Source organism: Pseudescherichia sp., assembly GCF_031987975.1.
GTDB lineage: Bacteria > Pseudomonadota > Gammaproteobacteria > Enterobacterales > Enterobacteriaceae > Pseudescherichia.
In genome coordinates this window covers 297,393-313,069 of sequence record NZ_DALZYX010000003.1, presented here as the reverse complement: position 1 = coordinate 313,069, position 15,677 = coordinate 297,393, and the positions used below count along the sequence as shown (strand labels likewise).

Sequence of the window (15,677 nt, the reverse complement as noted above, 5' to 3'; positions counted from 1 at the left end):
AGAAACCCATGGACATATTTATCTCAAAAAAGATGCGTAACTTTATTCTGCTGGCGCAAACCAACAGCATTGTAAAAGCAGCAGAAAAGATCCACCTGACCGCCTCGCCGTTTGGAAAAAGTATCGCCGCGCTGGAAGAGCAAATAGGCTACGCCCTGTTTAACCGCAAAGATAACGGCATCACCCTGAACAAAGCCGGGCAGGAGCTTTACCAGAAACTTTTTCCTATCTATCAGCGGCTGGCAGCAATCGATAATGAAATCAGCCATAGCGCGGCCAGCAAGAAAAATATCGTGCTGGGGATCGATAACACCTACCCAACGATCATCTATGACCAGCTGATCAGCCTGAGCGACAAATACGACGGTATCACCGTTCAGCCTTTTGAATTTACGGATAACGCAGTGATTGACGATCTGCTCGATCGTCGGCTCGATTTTATTATCTCTCCCCAGCAGGTGTCCCAACGCCTCGCTAACCTGGAAAACCTTGCGGTTAACGAACTGGCTCCGTTGCGGCTTGGCTTTCTGGTATCGCGACGGTATGAGGAGCGACAGCCAGCTGAGCTGCTGAGCGAGCTGCCGTGGTTACAGATGCGCTTTCAAAATCGGGCCAATTTTGAATCCCTGCTGGATGGTTATATGCGCCCCTGCGGTATTCACCCCACCATTATCTATCGGCCTTACAGTTTTATGGCAAAAATTAGCGCGGTAGAACGTGGTCAGTTTCTGACGGTGATCCCGCACTTTGCCTGGCGGCTGGTTAATCCAGCGACGCTTAAATATTTTGATGCGCCGCACCAGCCGATGTATATGCGCGAATATCTCTACTCCCTCAGGCATCATCGCGCGACGTCAACGATGCTCCAGTGCATCGCTGACGATCGTGAGGCGGGTTAACTCTCGCCAAGCATCGATCCGCAGGCGAGCAGGTTTTTATGCAGATCGAAGGCATGACTGAGATCGTGGCGCAGATGCCCGCCCTGGGCGTTGCTAAGATAGCGGTGCAGATAGTCGCGATAGAGCGGATGGGCGCAGTTATCAATCATCGCCCGCGCCCGCTGCAGCGGCGACAGACCGCGTAAATCGGCGACGCCCTGTTCGGTTACGATAACCTTGACGCTGTGTTCGCTGTGATCGACATGGCTACACATCGGCACAATGGTAGAGATTTTCCCCGCTTTGGCAGTGGAGGGGGCCATAAAGATCGACAGATACGCGTTGCGCTCAAAGTCGGCGCTGCCGCCGATGCCGTTCATCAGGCTGACGCCCGCCACGTGCGTTGAGTTAGCATGGCCGTAAATATCAAACTCCAGCCCAACGTTTAGCGCGATTACGCCCAGGCGGCGAATGATCTCCGGGTTATTTGAGATCTCCTGCGGCCGCAGGACGATACGGCTGGCGAAGAAGTCCATATTGTCGTAAATCTTCTCCAGCGAGGCGCGGGAAACCGTCAGGCTGGAGGCGCTCGCCCCGGTGATTTTCCCACTCTCCAGCAGGTGCACTACCGATTCCTGGAGGACTTCGGAGTACATCATAAAAGGCGGGATATCGCTGTTCTCTCCGAGCCGCGCCATCACCGCATTGTTGATGTTGCCCACGCCGCTTTGCAGCGGTAAAAATTCCGGCGGCAGGCGGCCAAGGGCCATCTCGTTCAACAGAAATGCCACGACGTTGTCGGCGATCCGCTGGCTAACCGGATTCGCTTTCTCCAGCACGTTGCCGGCATCGGGCAGTTCGGTCTCTACAATTGCGACAATTTTTGCCGGATCGATCTGCACATACTGGGTGCCGATGCGATCCATCGTATGAAAAATCGGTACGCTGTTGCGCCGTGGCGGCAGACCCGGCATGACAATATCTGCCAGCTCTGCCACCCGCGGGGAGTGATAGCGGTTTAGCTCGATGACGATCCGTTTAGCGTTATGCAGCCAGGTGGGTGCATTACCAATGCCGCTGGTGAGCCAGATGCGACCATCGTCAGCCACCCGGCTGGCTTCGATCACCGCCACGTCGATCGGCCCGAAAAAGCCATAGTTGACCATCTGCGCCACTTCGCTCAAATGCAGATCGACGAAGTTCACCTGGCCCCGGTTGATCTTCTCTCGCAGCCCCGACGCGGTCTGGTAGGGCGCGCGCCAGACGATCGCGTCGGCTTCTGCCAGCACATCGTCAGCATCGGCCCCGATCGATGCCCCCGTCAGCAGGCGGATCTGGAACGCCTGCTGACGTTGATGAAAATCGATGGCTCGCTGGGCAATGGCAACCGGCATCGCTTTCGGCGAACCGGCAGGGGTAAAGCCGCTGAAGGCCACCATATCATTGTGATGAATAAACTCAGCCGCCTCGTCAGCGCTCATCCTCGGAAAAGCAGATTGCATATGCCGCTCCTTATCCCTCGCTGCTTAACGACCAATAAATACTGGTTTACGTTTTTCCAGGAAGGCGTTCATCCCCTCCTGATAGTCCTGGCTATCGTATACCTCGCGCCGCATGCCCTGGATACGTTCAAACTCGTCTGAATTCATGGTGTGTGCTTCGCCGAGCACGCGCAGCTCCTCTTTGATCACCGCAATAGCCAGCGGAGCCTTCTCGGAGATGGTATGGGCCAGCTGTAGGGTGAAATCCTCCAGCTCTTCGGCTCCTACCACATGGTTAAGAATGCCCACCGCCAGCGCACGCTGGGCGGTAATCGGTGAGGCGGTGAAGATCAGCTCCTTAACGATGTGGAAACCGGCATCCCGCGTCAGGTTATGGATTCCCACCAGGTTATAGGGCACGCCAAGGTTGACCGGCGTCATAGAGAAGGTCGAGGTGCTGGCGGCAACGATAATATCGGAGCTCATGATCATCTCAAATGCACCGCCCCAGACGCTGCCCTCAACCATGGAGATCACCGGTTTGGGATACTTTTGGATCGTGCGAGCGATCTGGCGTAGCGGATCGTCGTAAGAGAGCGGATCCCGTCGCCCGGTGGGCAGCTCATGAATATCGTGTCCGGCTGAGAAGACTTTCGATCCTGCGGGTGCACGCAGGATCACGCAGCGGATATCGGCATTGTTGAGATCGTGCAGCGCCTGGAGCAGATCCTCGATAAAGACCTTGCTGAGCGCATTGAGCTTGCGCGCATAGTTAAATTCAATGATGCCCACGCGATTGGCGATCAGGACATTCACATACTGATACGACATGGTTCTGTTCCTTTAAGTAAGAAAAAGGCGTTGGATAAGCTGTTGGATCTGCGCCATGCCCGCCCGGGGAGAGATCCGATTTTGCGCAACGGCCTGCTCCGTTTGCTGGTAAGCATCGGCAAAATCGGGTTGGTTAAACACCATGCTCAGCAGAGCGTCTTCGCTCTGCTGGTGCAGCCACGCTACGGCCTGCTTTTGGCGCAGAGCGGTTAGCTCACCGCTGTGTGACAGCGTGGTGTAGAAGGCGTTGATGCTCTGCCAGACCGCGTCAATGCCGCGCTTCTCTTGGGCGCTACAGCTCAGCACCTGCGGCTGCCACTGAGGATACTTTTGCCGCAGAATATGCAGCGCGCTCCGGTACATCTGCCGGGCAGCGGCGACGTTTTGACGGTTATCGCCATCATCTTTGTTAATAACGATAAGGTCGGCCATCTCCATAATGCCTTTCTTAATTCCCTGTAGCTCATCGCCGCCGCCTGCGATCTGCAGTGAGATAAAGCAGTCCACTATGTTCGCGACTTCCGTTTCAGACTGGCCGACGCCAACGGTTTCTACAATCACCACGTCGTAGCCTGCGGCTTCCGACAAGAGGATCAGCTCCCTGGCGCGCTGGCTGGTACCGCCGGCGTAGCCGCCGGAGGGAACCGGGCGGATAAAGGCGCTGCTGGAGCGGGAGAGGGCGCTCATGCGGATCTTATCCCCCAGAAGACTGCCGCCGCTTATCGGACTGCTGGGATCGACGGCGATGACCGCAACGCGATGGCCTTCGCCAACCAGCAGCATGCCGAAGGCGTCGAGAAAGGTGCTCTTCCCTGCACCGGGCGTGCCGGTGATGCCAAGGCGAATGGCGTTACCCGTATCGGGCATAATGGCGTCAAGCAGTTGGGCGCTGAGCGCCTGATGACGCGGGTGGCTACTCTCTACCAGGGTCATCGCCCGGGCCAACGCCACTCGATCGCCAAGCCTGAGCCGCGCAACGTAGCTTGCCAGCGTCGCATCGTTAATCATGCTGGCTCACCAATTTTGGCGAGCACGTCGCGCACGCTGGTCAGCATCGGGGTGCCGGGGCCGTAGATGGCCGCCACGCCGTGATCGAAGAGGAAGGCATAGTCCTGCGGCGGAATGACCCCGCCCGCCACGACACAAATGTCCTCCCGGCCAAAGGCTTTCAGGGCGTCAATTAGCTCCGGGATCAGCGTCTTGTGGCCCGCCGCCAGCGAGGAGGCACCGATAACGTGCACGTCGTTCTCCACCGCCAGTCGAGCAATCTCATCAGGGGTAGAGAACATGGGGCTAAGATCGACATCAAATCCCAGATCCGAGTAAGCGCTGGCGATCACTTTAGCCCCCCGGTCATGGCCATCCTGGCCCATTTTAGCAATCAGAATACGCGGGCGACGGCCATGCTCCTCATAGAAGCGTGCCGTTTGCGCAAGGATGGCGTCAAAGTCGGCAGCCTCTTTTTCGCTCTGGTGGTAACTTTGCGCAATGACTCCGGTTACGCACTGGCTCGGCACCAGATAACGGTCAAACGCGGCCTCCAGAGCATCGGAGATTTCACCCAGCGTGGCCCGCGCCCGGGCGGCCACAATGGCGGCGTCGAGCAGGTTGCCATCGTGCAGCGCCGCCTGATGCAGCGCATCGAGCGCAGCCCGCACCGCCGCGCCGTCGCGTGTGGCGCGGATCTGGTTGAGCTGAGCGATCTGTTCGTTACGCACCTTCACGTTATCGATATCCAGCACCGGGGTTTCAGCCTCTTTATCGAGCCGATATTTATTGACGCCAACAATCACCCGTTTCCCCTGATCGATCAGCGACTGCTCCCGGGCAGAGGCCTCTTCAATCATCCGTTTCGGCAGGCCGATTTCAATCGCCTTCGCCATTCCGCCTACTCCGTCTATCTGCTGCATAATTGCCCGGGCTTCCTTGACGATGCGGTCGGTCAGGGACTCAACGTAGTAAGAGCCTGCCAGCGGATCGACGGTACGGCAGATACCAGACTCCTCCTGCAGGACAATCTGTGTGTTACGAGCGATGCGTGCGGAGAAGTCCGTTGGCAGACCGAGCGCTTCGTCAAAGGCGTTAGTGTGCAGGGACTGGGTACCGCCAAGGGTCGCGCCGAGGGCCTCAATGGTGGTGCGGATAATGTTGTTATAGGGATCCTGCTCGGTCAGGCTCCAGCCGGAGGTCTGGCAGTGCGTACGCAGCGCCAGCGATTTGGCCTCTGTGGCACCAAAGGCGCTCACCGCTTCGCTCCACAGATAGCGCGCCGCACGCAGCATGGCGACGTTCATAAACAGATCCATGCCGATGCCAAAAAAGAACGATAGCCGGGGGGCAAACTCATCGATTTTCAACCCGGCGGCCAGGGCTGCACGGATATACTCGATCCCGTCGGCAAGGGTAAACGCCACCTGCTGGACGCAGTTCGCGCCCGCTTCCCCCATGTGGTAGCCGCTGATGCTGATGGTGTTAAAGCGCGGCATATGCTGTGAGCACCAGGCGATGATATCCGCGATGATGCGCATAGAGGGTTTAGGCGGATAGATATAGGTATTGCGGCAGAGGTACTCTTTTAATATATCGTTTTGAATGGTGCCGGTAAGCTGCACTGGGTTAACGCCCTGCTCTTCGGCGGCGACAATATAGAACGCCATGATGGGCAGCACCGCGCCGTTCATCGTCATTGAAACCGACATCTTATCCAGCGGGATCTGGTCGAACAGCACCTTCATATCTTCTACGGTATCAATGGCTACCCCAGCTTTACCTACATCGCCCGCGACGCGGGGGTTATCGGAGTCGTAGCCCCGGTGGGTGGCTAAGTCAAAGGCCACGGAGAGGCCTTTCTGCCCGGCAGCCAGGTTGCGGCGGTAGAAGGCGTTGGACTCCCTGGCGGTAGAAAACCCCGCATATTGGCGGATGGTCCAGGGCTGCGCGGTATACATAGTAGCGCGCGGCCCGCGCACGAACGGTGCCATGCCAGGAAGCGAGCCGGTGACCTCCAGGCCCTGTAGATCCTCCTCGGTATAGAGCGGTTTCACGTCAATGCCTTCAGCGGTGTGGCACACCAGCGCCTCAACCGTCTGTTCCCGCCGGCTTAGCTCTCTGTTTGCCAGCTTCTCCCAATCCAGCCTGTTAGCCATTCCACAGCCCCTTGAATTTTTGCAAAACGACGCCGCAAAGCCGGGTAAGGCCCTGAGTCGTCAGATAATTTGCAAATATGCTGAGCTTTTTTTTATCCGCTGTCGCCAGCAAAAAAGAGCGCAGAGGACGTCATTTTTTATCGTCTGGTTTGCGCGTTTTTGCAGGGTGTCGCAAGATCCCCCTGCAACGGTGCGCAGGGGAGGGTGAGGGGGTATTAATCCTGACGCAGCACGCGGCGACCGTGGGCCAGCAGCGCTTCGGTGACGTTGCGCATCATGCGGCTCTCCGGGGCGAAGCGGTGCCAGAAGAGCATCCGGCGCTGGAACAGACCCGGCGTCAGGTCAATCAGCTCGCCGCTGTCCAGCTCGCGCTCGATCTGCAAATGCGGGATCATGCAGCAGGTCGTGCCCTGGCGCGCCAGCTGCACAAAGGCTTCGGACGAGTTAACGATATGGCACGGCACGCTGCCCGGCGGCAGGTCAAAGTTCTGCTGCAAAAAGGCCTGGTGCATATCGTCAAGATGATCAAACGCCACCGCCGGGGCCTTCAGCAGCGCCGAGCGGGTAACGCCGTTAGGGAAGTAGCGATCGGCAAAGGCTTTTGAACCAACAAACAGGTAGTCGAGCGCGCCGAGCCGATCCACGAGGCAGCTTGGCAGCGCCTGGGACTGGATACTGACCGCCCCGACCACTTCACCCCGGCGCAGACGCTCCTGGGTACGGGTCTCATCCTCTACCTGCAAATTAAGGCGGATGGGTGAGTCAACCAGCACCGGGGCCAGCGCAGGCAGGAGCCAGGTCGCCAGGCTGTCGGCATTGACCGCCAGGGAGAGCAGCAGCGGCGTGGAGCCGGTCTGCTCATCCCCCAGCCACTCATCTTCTAACAGCTCGACCTGGCGCAGCAGCGCCAGCAGCTTCTGCCCCTGCTCGGTTGGACGCGGCGGCACGGTGCGAACCAGCAGCGGCTGGCCGAACATATTTTCCAGCTGTTTAATACGTTGTGAGACGGCGGACTGGGTAATACACAGTTTTTGCGCGGCACGCTCAAACCCGCGTTCACGAATGACCGCATCAAGCGCCTGTAGTGTTCTGTAGTCCGGACGTTTCATTGCTAAGAGGTGCTCCAAAGTGTGATTAACAGCACTATGACATAAATTTTCGTTAGATACAGACGAAATGCACGCCTGGGGTTTTCACTAAGAGTTGTGACATAGATCACAGGGACATTTCAACGATCGATGCCTTATAATGCGCGCTGAGTCTCCACACCACAGGCAAACGATCATGACGCAGGATGAACTAAAAAAAGCAGTAGGCTGGGCGGCGCTAAACTACGTTGAGCCAGGCACCATTGTTGGGGTTGGCACCGGTTCAACGGCTGCGCACTTTATCGATGCGCTGGGCACGATGAAAGGGCAGATTGAAGGGGCGGTCTCCAGCTCTGACGCCTCCACTGAGAAGCTGAAATCCCTTGGCATCACCGTGTTCGATCTCAACGAGGTCGATCGTCTGGGCGTCTACGTGGACGGTGCTGACGAGATCAATGGCCAGATGCAGATGATCAAAGGCGGCGGCGCGGCGCTGACTCGCGAAAAGATCATCGCCTCCGTGGCGGATAAGTTTATCTGTATTGCCGATGCGTCAAAAGAGGTCGCGATCCTGGGGAACTTCCCGCTGCCGGTAGAGGTGATCCCCATGGCCCGCAGCGCCGTTGCTCGCCAGCTGGTGAAGCTGGGCGGCCGTCCGGAATACCGCCAGGGCGTAGTCACCGACAACGGTAACGTGATCCTCGACGTGCACGGTCTGGAGATTATTGACCCAGTGGCGCTGGAAAACGCTATCAACGGTATTCCGGGCGTGGTGACCGTCGGGTTGTTTGCCAACCGTGGCGCGGATGTGGCGCTGATCGGTACCGCCGACGGCGTGAAAACCATCGTAAAATGATCTGACGGCGAGCCGCGCTCACCGTTGAAAAAATTTTCCCTGGCTGAATTTGGTGACTTGTGTCACGTTTTCAGCCAGGCACTGGCGATCATGCCGCCGTTTCGCCGTTCTCTTAGCATTTTCCTCTGCCAAACTCCGCTGCGTGACTTTTCTTCATACCGCCGACGCAAACGTTCATATTGCCGCAATAGTTTTTTTTGATATGTTGGCTAAAGCGAACACACATTGATTTAGAAAATAACAGGGTCGGGGAAATGGCAAAAGTATCACTGGAAAAAGACAAAATTAAGTTTCTGCTGGTCGAAGGCGTACACCAGAAAGCGCTGGATAGCCTTCGAGCGGCGGGTTACACCAACATCGAATTTCACAAAGGGGCGCTGGACAGCGCTCAACTGAAAGAGTCGATCCGTGATGCCCATTTCATCGGCCTGCGTTCCCGTACCCATCTGACGGAAGAGATCTTCGCTGCCGCAGAAAAACTGGTTGCCGTTGGCTGCTTCTGCATCGGTACCAATCAGGTTGACCTTAACGCTGCCGCTAAACGCGGCGTGCCGGTATTTAACGCCCCGTTCTCCAACACCCGTTCGGTGGCTGAGCTGGTGCTCGGCGAGCTGCTGCTGTTGATGCGCGGCATCCCGGAAGCCAACGCCAAAGCGCACCGCGGCGTCTGGAACAAGCTTGCCGCCGGCTCCTATGAAGCGCGTGGTAAGAAGCTCGGTATCATCGGCTACGGTCACATCGGTACCCAGCTGGGTATTCTGGCGGAGTCGCTGGGGATGAACGTCTACTTCTATGATATCGAAAGCAAGCTACCGCTAGGCAACGCTACCCAGGTTCAGCACCTCTCCGATCTGCTGAACATGAGCGACGTGGTGAGCCTGCACGTGCCGGAAAACGCCTCGACGAAGAACATGATCGGCGTCGAAGAGCTGGCCCTGATGAAGCCCGGCTCGCTGCTGATCAACGCCTCACGCGGTACGGTTGTCGATATTCCGGCCCTGTGCGACGCACTACGTAACAAGCACCTGGCGGGCGCGGCCATCGACGTCTTCCCGACCGAGCCGGCTACCAACAGCGATCCGTTTGAGTCTCCGCTCTGTGAGTTCGACAACGTGCTGCTGACGCCGCACATCGGCGGCTCTACTCAGGAAGCGCAGGAGAACATCGGCCTTGAAGTAGCGGGCAAGCTGGTGAAGTACTCGGACAACGGCTCCACGCTCTCTGCCGTCAACTTCCCGGAAGTATCCCTGCCGCTGCACGGCGGGCGTCGCTTGCTGCATATCCATGAGAACCGCCCTGGCGTGCTGACCGCCATCAACCAGATCTTTGCCGAGCAGGGTGTTAACATCGCCGCCCAGTATCTGCAAACCACGCCGCAGATGGGCTACGTGGTGATCGATATTGAAGCGGAAGAAGAGGTGGCGCAGAAAGCGCTGCAGAGCATGAAGGGCATAGCGGGTACCATCCGCGCGCGTCTGCTCTACTGATCTATTCTATTTTGCCCGGCGTGTCTGCCGGGCCTACCACTGCCATGTCTGCGTTGGCGTCACCACCGCAGGCAACGGAATATCCCACTCCTCTACCGGCAGGGCATCGACCTGCTGGCAGTCATGGGCGTAGCCCACCGGCGTAAAGCCGTGCTGGTGCCAGTTTTGTAGCGTGCGATCGTAAAAACCGCCGCCCATCCCCAGCCGTTGCCCCTGATTGTCAAAGGCCACCAGCGGCGTGACTAAAACATCCAGCTTATCGAGCGGCGTGACGTCGCGCAGATCGAGCTTTGGCTCGTAAATTTTCAGATGATTCACCACCAGCTCGCTCTCGGGATGGTAGTGGAGAAACAGCAGATTACCGGGGCTAAAGGGGTGCAACACCGGCAGGCAGACGCGTTTGCCGCTGCGCCAGAGCTGCTCGATCAGCGGGCGGGTATCAAGCTCACCGTCGAAAGAGAGAAACAGCGCCACCGTATGGGCCAGCACCATGGGCGGAAACGCCATCATGCGGTTAGCGGCCTGTTGGGCATAGCTACGCTGCTCGTCGTTGCTTAAAGCACGGCGACGCTGGCGGATCTGCTGGCGAATGAGCTGTCGGGGTGAAACGGGTAGCGCGAGTGATGTCATGGTATCAGGTAGAGGAAGGGGAATCTCCGAGATGCCGCCGCAGGCTGTAACCCTTGAACCCTTGGTTCAAGGTGAATATGTCGTCATAGTTTTAAGGCTTCTCGGACGAACCGAGCATGCTCACCAACCATGGAGCGCCACATTCTTGTGGTATGAAATATCGGCTCAGGGGACTGGCCCGCTTGCGAACATCTCAGAGAAATTTTTTCTTCACGGTCACTCTACCATAGTAGACCTTGAAGTGTTATTCAAACTTAGGCCCCGGTCTTTCGTTTATGCGACCCTGATCAAGCAATGCCTGTTCGATGGTCTGCTGTAACAGTCGAATACGCTGCTCCATGCTGGATGCGTAGTCCCGGGTTTTTGCCTTTTCCTGAGCCAGTTCGTAGCTAATGTTCAACGCGGCGATGAAAACGAGCTGCTCAGTATTTGTGACTCTAGTGCGAACTTTCAGATCTTGCAACCGCTGATTCAGATCATCTGCAGCCTGATTGAGAGCGTCCCGCTGTTCAGGCGGACAGTTCACGCGCAGTGAACGGCCAAAAATTTGGATATCGACGGGTTGTGCAGACATGACACCTTCCTGCTGTTTGACTGCGCTCTACCTTGGCAACCGAGTCCTGGCTGCGAAGGGGCGACACTATAGCTACCCTGGTTAGAGGATTCAAGCAGATTCTCATAACCTGAACTCTTAGCCTATTCTCTTAACATAGCCGTAAAAAGAAACCTATACGTAAAGGTCGCAAACGCATGTTTGGCGAAAGCTGACGGCTATATCACCAGGGTCCAAAGTGGTAGCATACCATGAATCTTTCTCCCAACGATGACGAATGCGCATGTCAATACAGAACGAAATGCCTGGTTACAATGAATTGAACCAGTTACTCAACCAACAGGGTGTTGGCTTGACGCCAGCCGAGATGCACGGTCTTATCGGCGGGATGCTTTGCGGCGGCAATAACGACACTTCGTGGCAGCCGTTGCTGCACGATCTCACTAACGAAGGCCTGGCGTTCGGCCATGAGCTGGCCGAGGCGCTGCGCAAGATGCACGCCGCCACCAGCGACGCGCTGGAGGACGACGGTTTCCAGTTCCAGCTCTTTCTGCCGGACGGCGAGGAAGTCAGCGTGTTTGACCGCGCCGACGCCATGGCGGGCTGGGTGAACCACTTCCTGCTGGGGCTGGGCGTTACGCAGCCGAAGCTCGATAAGGTCACTGGCGATACCGGCGAGGCTATCGACGACCTGCGCAATATTGCCCAGTTGGGCTACGACGAGGACGAAGATCAGGAAGAGCTGGAGATGTCGCTCGAAGAGATCGTTGAGTACGTCCGCGTGGCGGCGCTGCTCTGCCACGATACCTTTACTCGCCCACAGCCGACCGCACCGGAAGTGCGTAAGCCAACGCTACATTAAGCGTCGTACCGAATGCTAAAAAGGAGGTGTCATGACCCAGTCTGAGTTTCTTCGCCGCCGCCAGGCGCTGCTCGCGCAGATGGCCCCGGCCAGCGCGGCGCTGATCTTCTCCGCTCCGGAGGCAACCCGCAGCGCCGACAGTGAATATCCCTACCGTCAAAACAGCGACTTCTGGTACTTCACCGGCTTTAACGAGCCAGAGGCGGTGCTGGTGCTAATCAAGAGTGATGACACCCACAACCATAGCGTGCTGTTCAACCGCCTGCGGGATAAAACCGCAGAGATCTGGTTTGGCCGTCGGCTGGGCCAGGAGGCTGCGCCGGAAAAACTGGGCGTGGATCGGGCGCTGGCCTTTAGCGAAATCGACGAGCAGCTCTACCAGCTGCTTAATGGCCTCGACGTGGTCTACCACGCCCAGGGCGAGTATGGTTATGCAGATGCGATCCTCTTCACCGCGCTGGATAAGCTGCGCAAAGGATCCCGGCAGAATCTTACCGCGCCCGCTTCCATGACCGACTGGCGACCTGTCGTCCATGAGATGCGCCTGTTTAAATCCCCGGAAGAGATCGACGTTCTGCGTCGCGCAGGGGAGATCAGCGCGCAGGCACACACCCGGGCGATGCAGACCTGCCGTCCGGGAATGTACGAGTACCATCTTGAAGGCGAGATCCTGCATGAGTTCAACCGCCACGGCGCACGCTTTGCGTCGTATAACACCATCGTTGGTGGCGGTGAAAACGGCTGCATCCTGCACTACACCGAGAATGAAAGCGAGCTGCGTGACGGTGAGCTGGTGCTGATCGACGCCGGTTGCGAGTATCAGGGCTACGCAGGGGATATTACCCGCACCTTCCCGATCAACGGCAAATTTACCCCGGCCCAGCGCGAGATCTATGACATCGTGCTGGCCTCTCTCGACGCTGCGCTAACCCTGTTCCGTCCAGGCACATCTATTCAGGAGGTGACCGGCGAAGTAGTGCGGATCATGATTACCGGGCTGGTGAAGCTCGATATCCTGAAAGGCGACGTTGACCAGCTGATTACCGATAACGCCCACCGCGCTTTCTTCATGCACGGCCTGAGCCACTGGCTGGGTCTGGACGTTCACGACGTCGGCGTCTACGGGCCTGACCGCTCACGCCCTCTTGAGCCGGGCATGGTGCTGACCGTTGAACCGGGTCTCTATATCGCCCCGGATGCCGACGTGCCGCCGCAGTACCGTGGGATTGGTATTCGCATTGAGGATGACATTCTCATTACCGAGAATGGCAATGAGAACCTGACCGCCAGCGTGGTGAAAAAGGCCGATGAGATCGAGGCGCTGATGGCGGCGGCGAAGCGTTCATGAGCATCATTATTGTCGGCGGCGGGATGACCGGCGCTACGCTTGCGCTGGCTATTTCTCGCCTGACGCACGGTACCCTGCCGGTGCACCTTATCGAAGCCACCGCTCCGGAAGCCCAGGCGCACCCCGGTTTTGACGCTCGCGCTATCGCGTTGGCCGAGGGCACCTGCCAGCATCTGGCGCGGATTGGCATCTGGCAGCATATTGCCCAGTGCGCTACGCCCATTACCACCGTTCACGTTAGCGATCGCGGCCATGCGGGCTTTGTAACGCTGGAGGCGCAGGACTACCGCGTTGATGCCCTCGGGCACGTCGTGGAGCTGCACGAGGTGGGACAGCGGCTGTTTTCGCTGCTACGCCGCGCGCCTGGCGTCACGCTGCACTGTCCCGATCGGGTCAGCGACTTTACCCGCAGCGAGGAGGGCGTCAGCGTGACCCTGGAGAGCGGCAAAACGCTGCAAGGAAATTTACTGGTGGCGGCGGATGGCTCCCGCTCGGCGCTGGCAGCACAGTGCGGTATTGGCTGGCAGCAGACGCCATATCACCAGGCGGCAGTGATCGCCAACGTCACGACGTCGGTTGCTGGTCAGGGGAGAGCCTTCGAGCGCTTCACCGAGCACGGCCCACTGGCGCTGCTCCCTATGTCGCAGGGACGCTACTCGCTGGTCTGGTGTCATCCACTGGAGAAGCGCGATGAAGTGATGGCCTGGTCCGATGAACGCTTCTGCCACGAGCTGCAAAGCGCGTTCGGCTGGCGGCTTGGGCGCATTGTCCACACGGGCACCCGCAATGCCTATCCGCTGGCGTTAACCACCGCCTCGTCGCCGGTATCGCACCGCGTGGTGCTGGTAGGTAATGCCGCCCAGACACTGCACCCCATCGCTGGCCAGGGGTTCAACCTCGGCATGCGCGATGTGATGAGCCTGGCCGAGACGCTGGCTGACGCGTGGGCAGAGAGCAGCGACATCGGCGCTTATCCGGTGCTCCGCGGCTATCAGCAGCGCCGCCAGGAAGATAAAGAGGCGACTATCGGCGTCACCGATGGGCTGGTGCAGCTGTTTGCTAACCGTTGGTCTCCGCTGGTCGCGGGTCGCAATGCCGGCTTGATGGCAATGGAACTTTTTACTCCAGCACGCGACGTGCTGGCGCAGAGAACCCTTGGATGGGTCGCACGATAAATAAAGTCTTGGGAGCGAATTTTGCAGAGTGTAGATGTAGCAATTGTCGGCGGCGGCATGGTTGGGCTGGCGGTAGCCTGTGGATTACAGGGGAGCGGCCTGCGCGTAGCGGTGCTGGAGCAAAACCCGCCTCAGCCGTTGCCGGAGAACGCTCCGCCTGCGCTCCGCGTATCGGCCATTAACGCTGCCAGCGAGAAGCTGCTGACGCGTCTTGGCGTCTGGTCATCGATCGTGGCGAACCGGGCCAGCTGCTATCACGGTATGGAGGTGTGGGACAAAGACAGCTTTGGACGCATCGCTTTTGACGACCGCAGCATGGGCTATAGCCACCTGGGCCACATTATCGAGAACGACGTAATCCATCAGGCGCTGTGGCAGAAAGCGCAGCAGTGTCAGGACGTCACGCTCCTGGCACCCGCGGGCGTGCAGCAGGTCGCCTGGGGTGAAAACGAAGCCTTTCTGACCCTGAAAGATGGCGGCATGCTAACGGCGCGGCTGGTAGTCGGCGCGGACGGGGCGAACTCCTGGCTGCGCGATAAGGCCGACATTGCGCTTACCTCATGGGACTATCGCCATCATGCGCTGGTTGCCACCATTCGCACCGATGAGCCTCACGAGGCGGTGGCGCGTCAGGTCTTCCACGGCGACGGCATCTTAGCCTTCCTGCCGCTGAGCGATCCGCACCTCTGCTCTATTGTCTGGTCGCTGCCGCCGCTGGAGGCTGCCAACATGCAGGAGGCGACAGAGGAGGCTTTCAACCAGGCGCTGGATATGGCGTTCGACAACCGCCTTGGCCTCTGCCACGTTGAGAGCGAGCGGCTGGTCTTTCCGCTGACGGGCCGCTATGCACGTCAGTTTGCCGCGCACCGGCTGGCATTGGTGGGTGATGCAGCGCACACCATCCATCCGCTGGCGGGGCAGGGCGTAAACCTTGGTTTTATGGATGCCGCCGAGCTGGTCAACGAGCTTAAGCGCCTGCACGCTGCGGGTAAAGATATCGGCCAGCACCTCTACCTGCGCCGCTATGAGCGCAGCCGCAAACACAGCGCCGGGATGATGCTGGCGAGTATGCAGGGTTTTCGCGAGCTGTTTTCCGGTACGCATCCGGCGAAAAAGCTGCTGCGCGATCTCGGATTGAAACTGGCCGATACGCTGCCGGGCGTCAAGCCGCAGCTTATCCGCCAGGCGATGGGGCTAAACGATCTGCCGGAGTGGTTACGTTAAGTCGATCACACTTTCCCTCCTCTACCTTGAGGAGGGGGAGCGTCCCCTCATTTGAAATATTCTAATTTCACCCTCGTTTTCGGATTACTTTTTCTCATCCCTCCATTTTTTCCGCTCT

The 15,677-nt window shown here is 58.3% G+C and carries 14 protein-coding genes and 1 other RNA gene; 7 read left to right on the top strand and 8 right to left on the bottom strand.

Annotated elements, in window-relative coordinates:
* Window positions 1–8 precede the first annotated feature (8 nt).
* Entirely contained in the window at window positions 9–899 is an 891-nt protein-coding gene (srsR, locus tag RTN40_RS07285) for a LysR family transcriptional regulator SrsR (protein ID WP_312227879.1), read from the top strand.
* On the opposite strand, the gene RTN40_RS07280 is transcribed toward srsR, so the two are convergent.
* The 5 genes from RTN40_RS07280 to RTN40_RS07260 all read right to left on the bottom strand — a co-directional run bounded on the left by RTN40_RS07280 (window position 896) and on the right by RTN40_RS07260 (window position 7,445).
* Window positions 896–2,380 carry an acetyl-CoA hydrolase/transferase family protein gene (locus RTN40_RS07280; RefSeq protein ID WP_312227878.1) on the bottom strand — a complete coding sequence of 495 codons (1,485 nt, stop codon included), beginning with the start codon at window positions 2,378–2,380 and terminating at the stop codon, window positions 896–898. The two genes, srsR and RTN40_RS07280, sit on opposite strands and share 4 nt — an antisense overlap.
* A gap of 24 nt (window positions 2,381–2,404) precedes the next feature.
* Entirely contained in the window at window positions 2,405–3,190 is a 786-nt protein-coding gene (gene scpB / locus RTN40_RS07275) for a methylmalonyl-CoA decarboxylase (RefSeq protein WP_312227877.1), read from the bottom strand.
* A 12-nt stretch (window positions 3,191–3,202) separates the two neighbouring features.
* Entirely contained in the window at window positions 3,203–4,198 is a 996-nt protein-coding gene (gene meaB, locus RTN40_RS07270; protein ID WP_312227876.1) for a methylmalonyl Co-A mutase-associated GTPase MeaB, read from the bottom strand.
* A complete protein-coding gene (scpA, locus tag RTN40_RS07265) occupies window positions 4,195–6,336 on the bottom strand; it encodes a methylmalonyl-CoA mutase (RefSeq protein WP_312227875.1) in 2,142 nt (713 codons plus the stop codon). The genes meaB and scpA overlap by 4 nt, the downstream gene beginning before the upstream one ends.
* 215 nt (window positions 6,337–6,551) lie before the next feature.
* Window positions 6,552–7,445: a LysR family transcriptional regulator ArgP gene (locus RTN40_RS07260; RefSeq protein ID WP_312227874.1), complete on the bottom strand. Its 894-nt coding sequence runs from the start codon at window positions 7,443–7,445 to the stop codon at window positions 6,552–6,554.
* 175 nt (window positions 7,446–7,620) lie between these two features.
* On the opposite strand from RTN40_RS07260, the gene rpiA reads away from it, so the two are divergent.
* Entirely contained in the window at window positions 7,621–8,280 is a 660-nt protein-coding gene (gene rpiA, locus RTN40_RS07255; RefSeq protein WP_103818425.1) for a ribose-5-phosphate isomerase RpiA, read from the top strand.
* Window positions 8,281–8,534: 254 nt separating this feature from the next.
* Window positions 8,535–9,767 (top strand): phosphoglycerate dehydrogenase, encoded by a 1,233-nt coding sequence (serA, locus tag RTN40_RS07250; protein WP_312227873.1) that lies wholly within the window; start codon window positions 8,535–8,537, stop codon window positions 9,765–9,767.
* A 33-nt stretch (window positions 9,768–9,800) separates the two neighbouring features.
* Here serA and RTN40_RS07245 read toward each other — a convergent pair whose 3' ends face one another.
* The 3 genes from RTN40_RS07245 to zapA form a co-directional block, all read right to left on the bottom strand.
* Window positions 9,801–10,397, bottom strand: coding sequence for a 5-formyltetrahydrofolate cyclo-ligase (locus tag RTN40_RS07245; protein ID WP_312227872.1), 597 nt, complete (start codon window positions 10,395–10,397; stop codon window positions 9,801–9,803).
* 19 nt (window positions 10,398–10,416) lie between these two features.
* Window positions 10,417–10,600, bottom strand: a non-coding RNA gene (gene ssrS / locus RTN40_RS07240) — 6S RNA.
* 41 nt (window positions 10,601–10,641) lie between these two features.
* The gene (gene zapA / locus RTN40_RS07235; protein WP_103818422.1) at window positions 10,642–10,971 is read right to left on the bottom strand and encodes a cell division protein ZapA; all 330 of its coding nucleotides are present in this window, start codon (window positions 10,969–10,971) and stop codon (window positions 10,642–10,644) included.
* Between the two features lie 262 nt (window positions 10,972–11,233).
* Between zapA and RTN40_RS07230 the strand changes: the two genes are divergently transcribed.
* The 4 genes from RTN40_RS07230 to ubiI are packed head-to-tail and all read left to right on the top strand — an operon-like array spanning window position 11,234 to window position 15,559.
* The gene (locus RTN40_RS07230) at window positions 11,234–11,812 is read left to right on the top strand and encodes a YecA family protein (RefSeq protein ID WP_312227871.1); all 579 of its coding nucleotides are present in this window, start codon (window positions 11,234–11,236) and stop codon (window positions 11,810–11,812) included.
* A gap of 31 nt (window positions 11,813–11,843) precedes the next feature.
* The gene (gene pepP, locus RTN40_RS07225) at window positions 11,844–13,160 is read left to right on the top strand and encodes a Xaa-Pro aminopeptidase (protein ID WP_312227870.1); all 1,317 of its coding nucleotides are present in this window, start codon (window positions 11,844–11,846) and stop codon (window positions 13,158–13,160) included.
* Window positions 13,157–14,335 (top strand): 2-octaprenyl-6-methoxyphenyl hydroxylase, encoded by a 1,179-nt coding sequence (gene ubiH, locus RTN40_RS07220; protein WP_312227869.1) that lies wholly within the window; start codon window positions 13,157–13,159, stop codon window positions 14,333–14,335. Before pepP ends, ubiH begins: the two co-directional genes overlap by 4 nt.
* Window positions 14,336–14,356: 21 nt before the next feature.
* Window positions 14,357–15,559: an FAD-dependent 2-octaprenylphenol hydroxylase gene (ubiI, locus tag RTN40_RS07215; protein ID WP_312227868.1), complete on the top strand. Its 1,203-nt coding sequence runs from the start codon at window positions 14,357–14,359 to the stop codon at window positions 15,557–15,559.
* The last annotated feature ends 118 nt before the right edge of the window (window positions 15,560–15,677 follow it).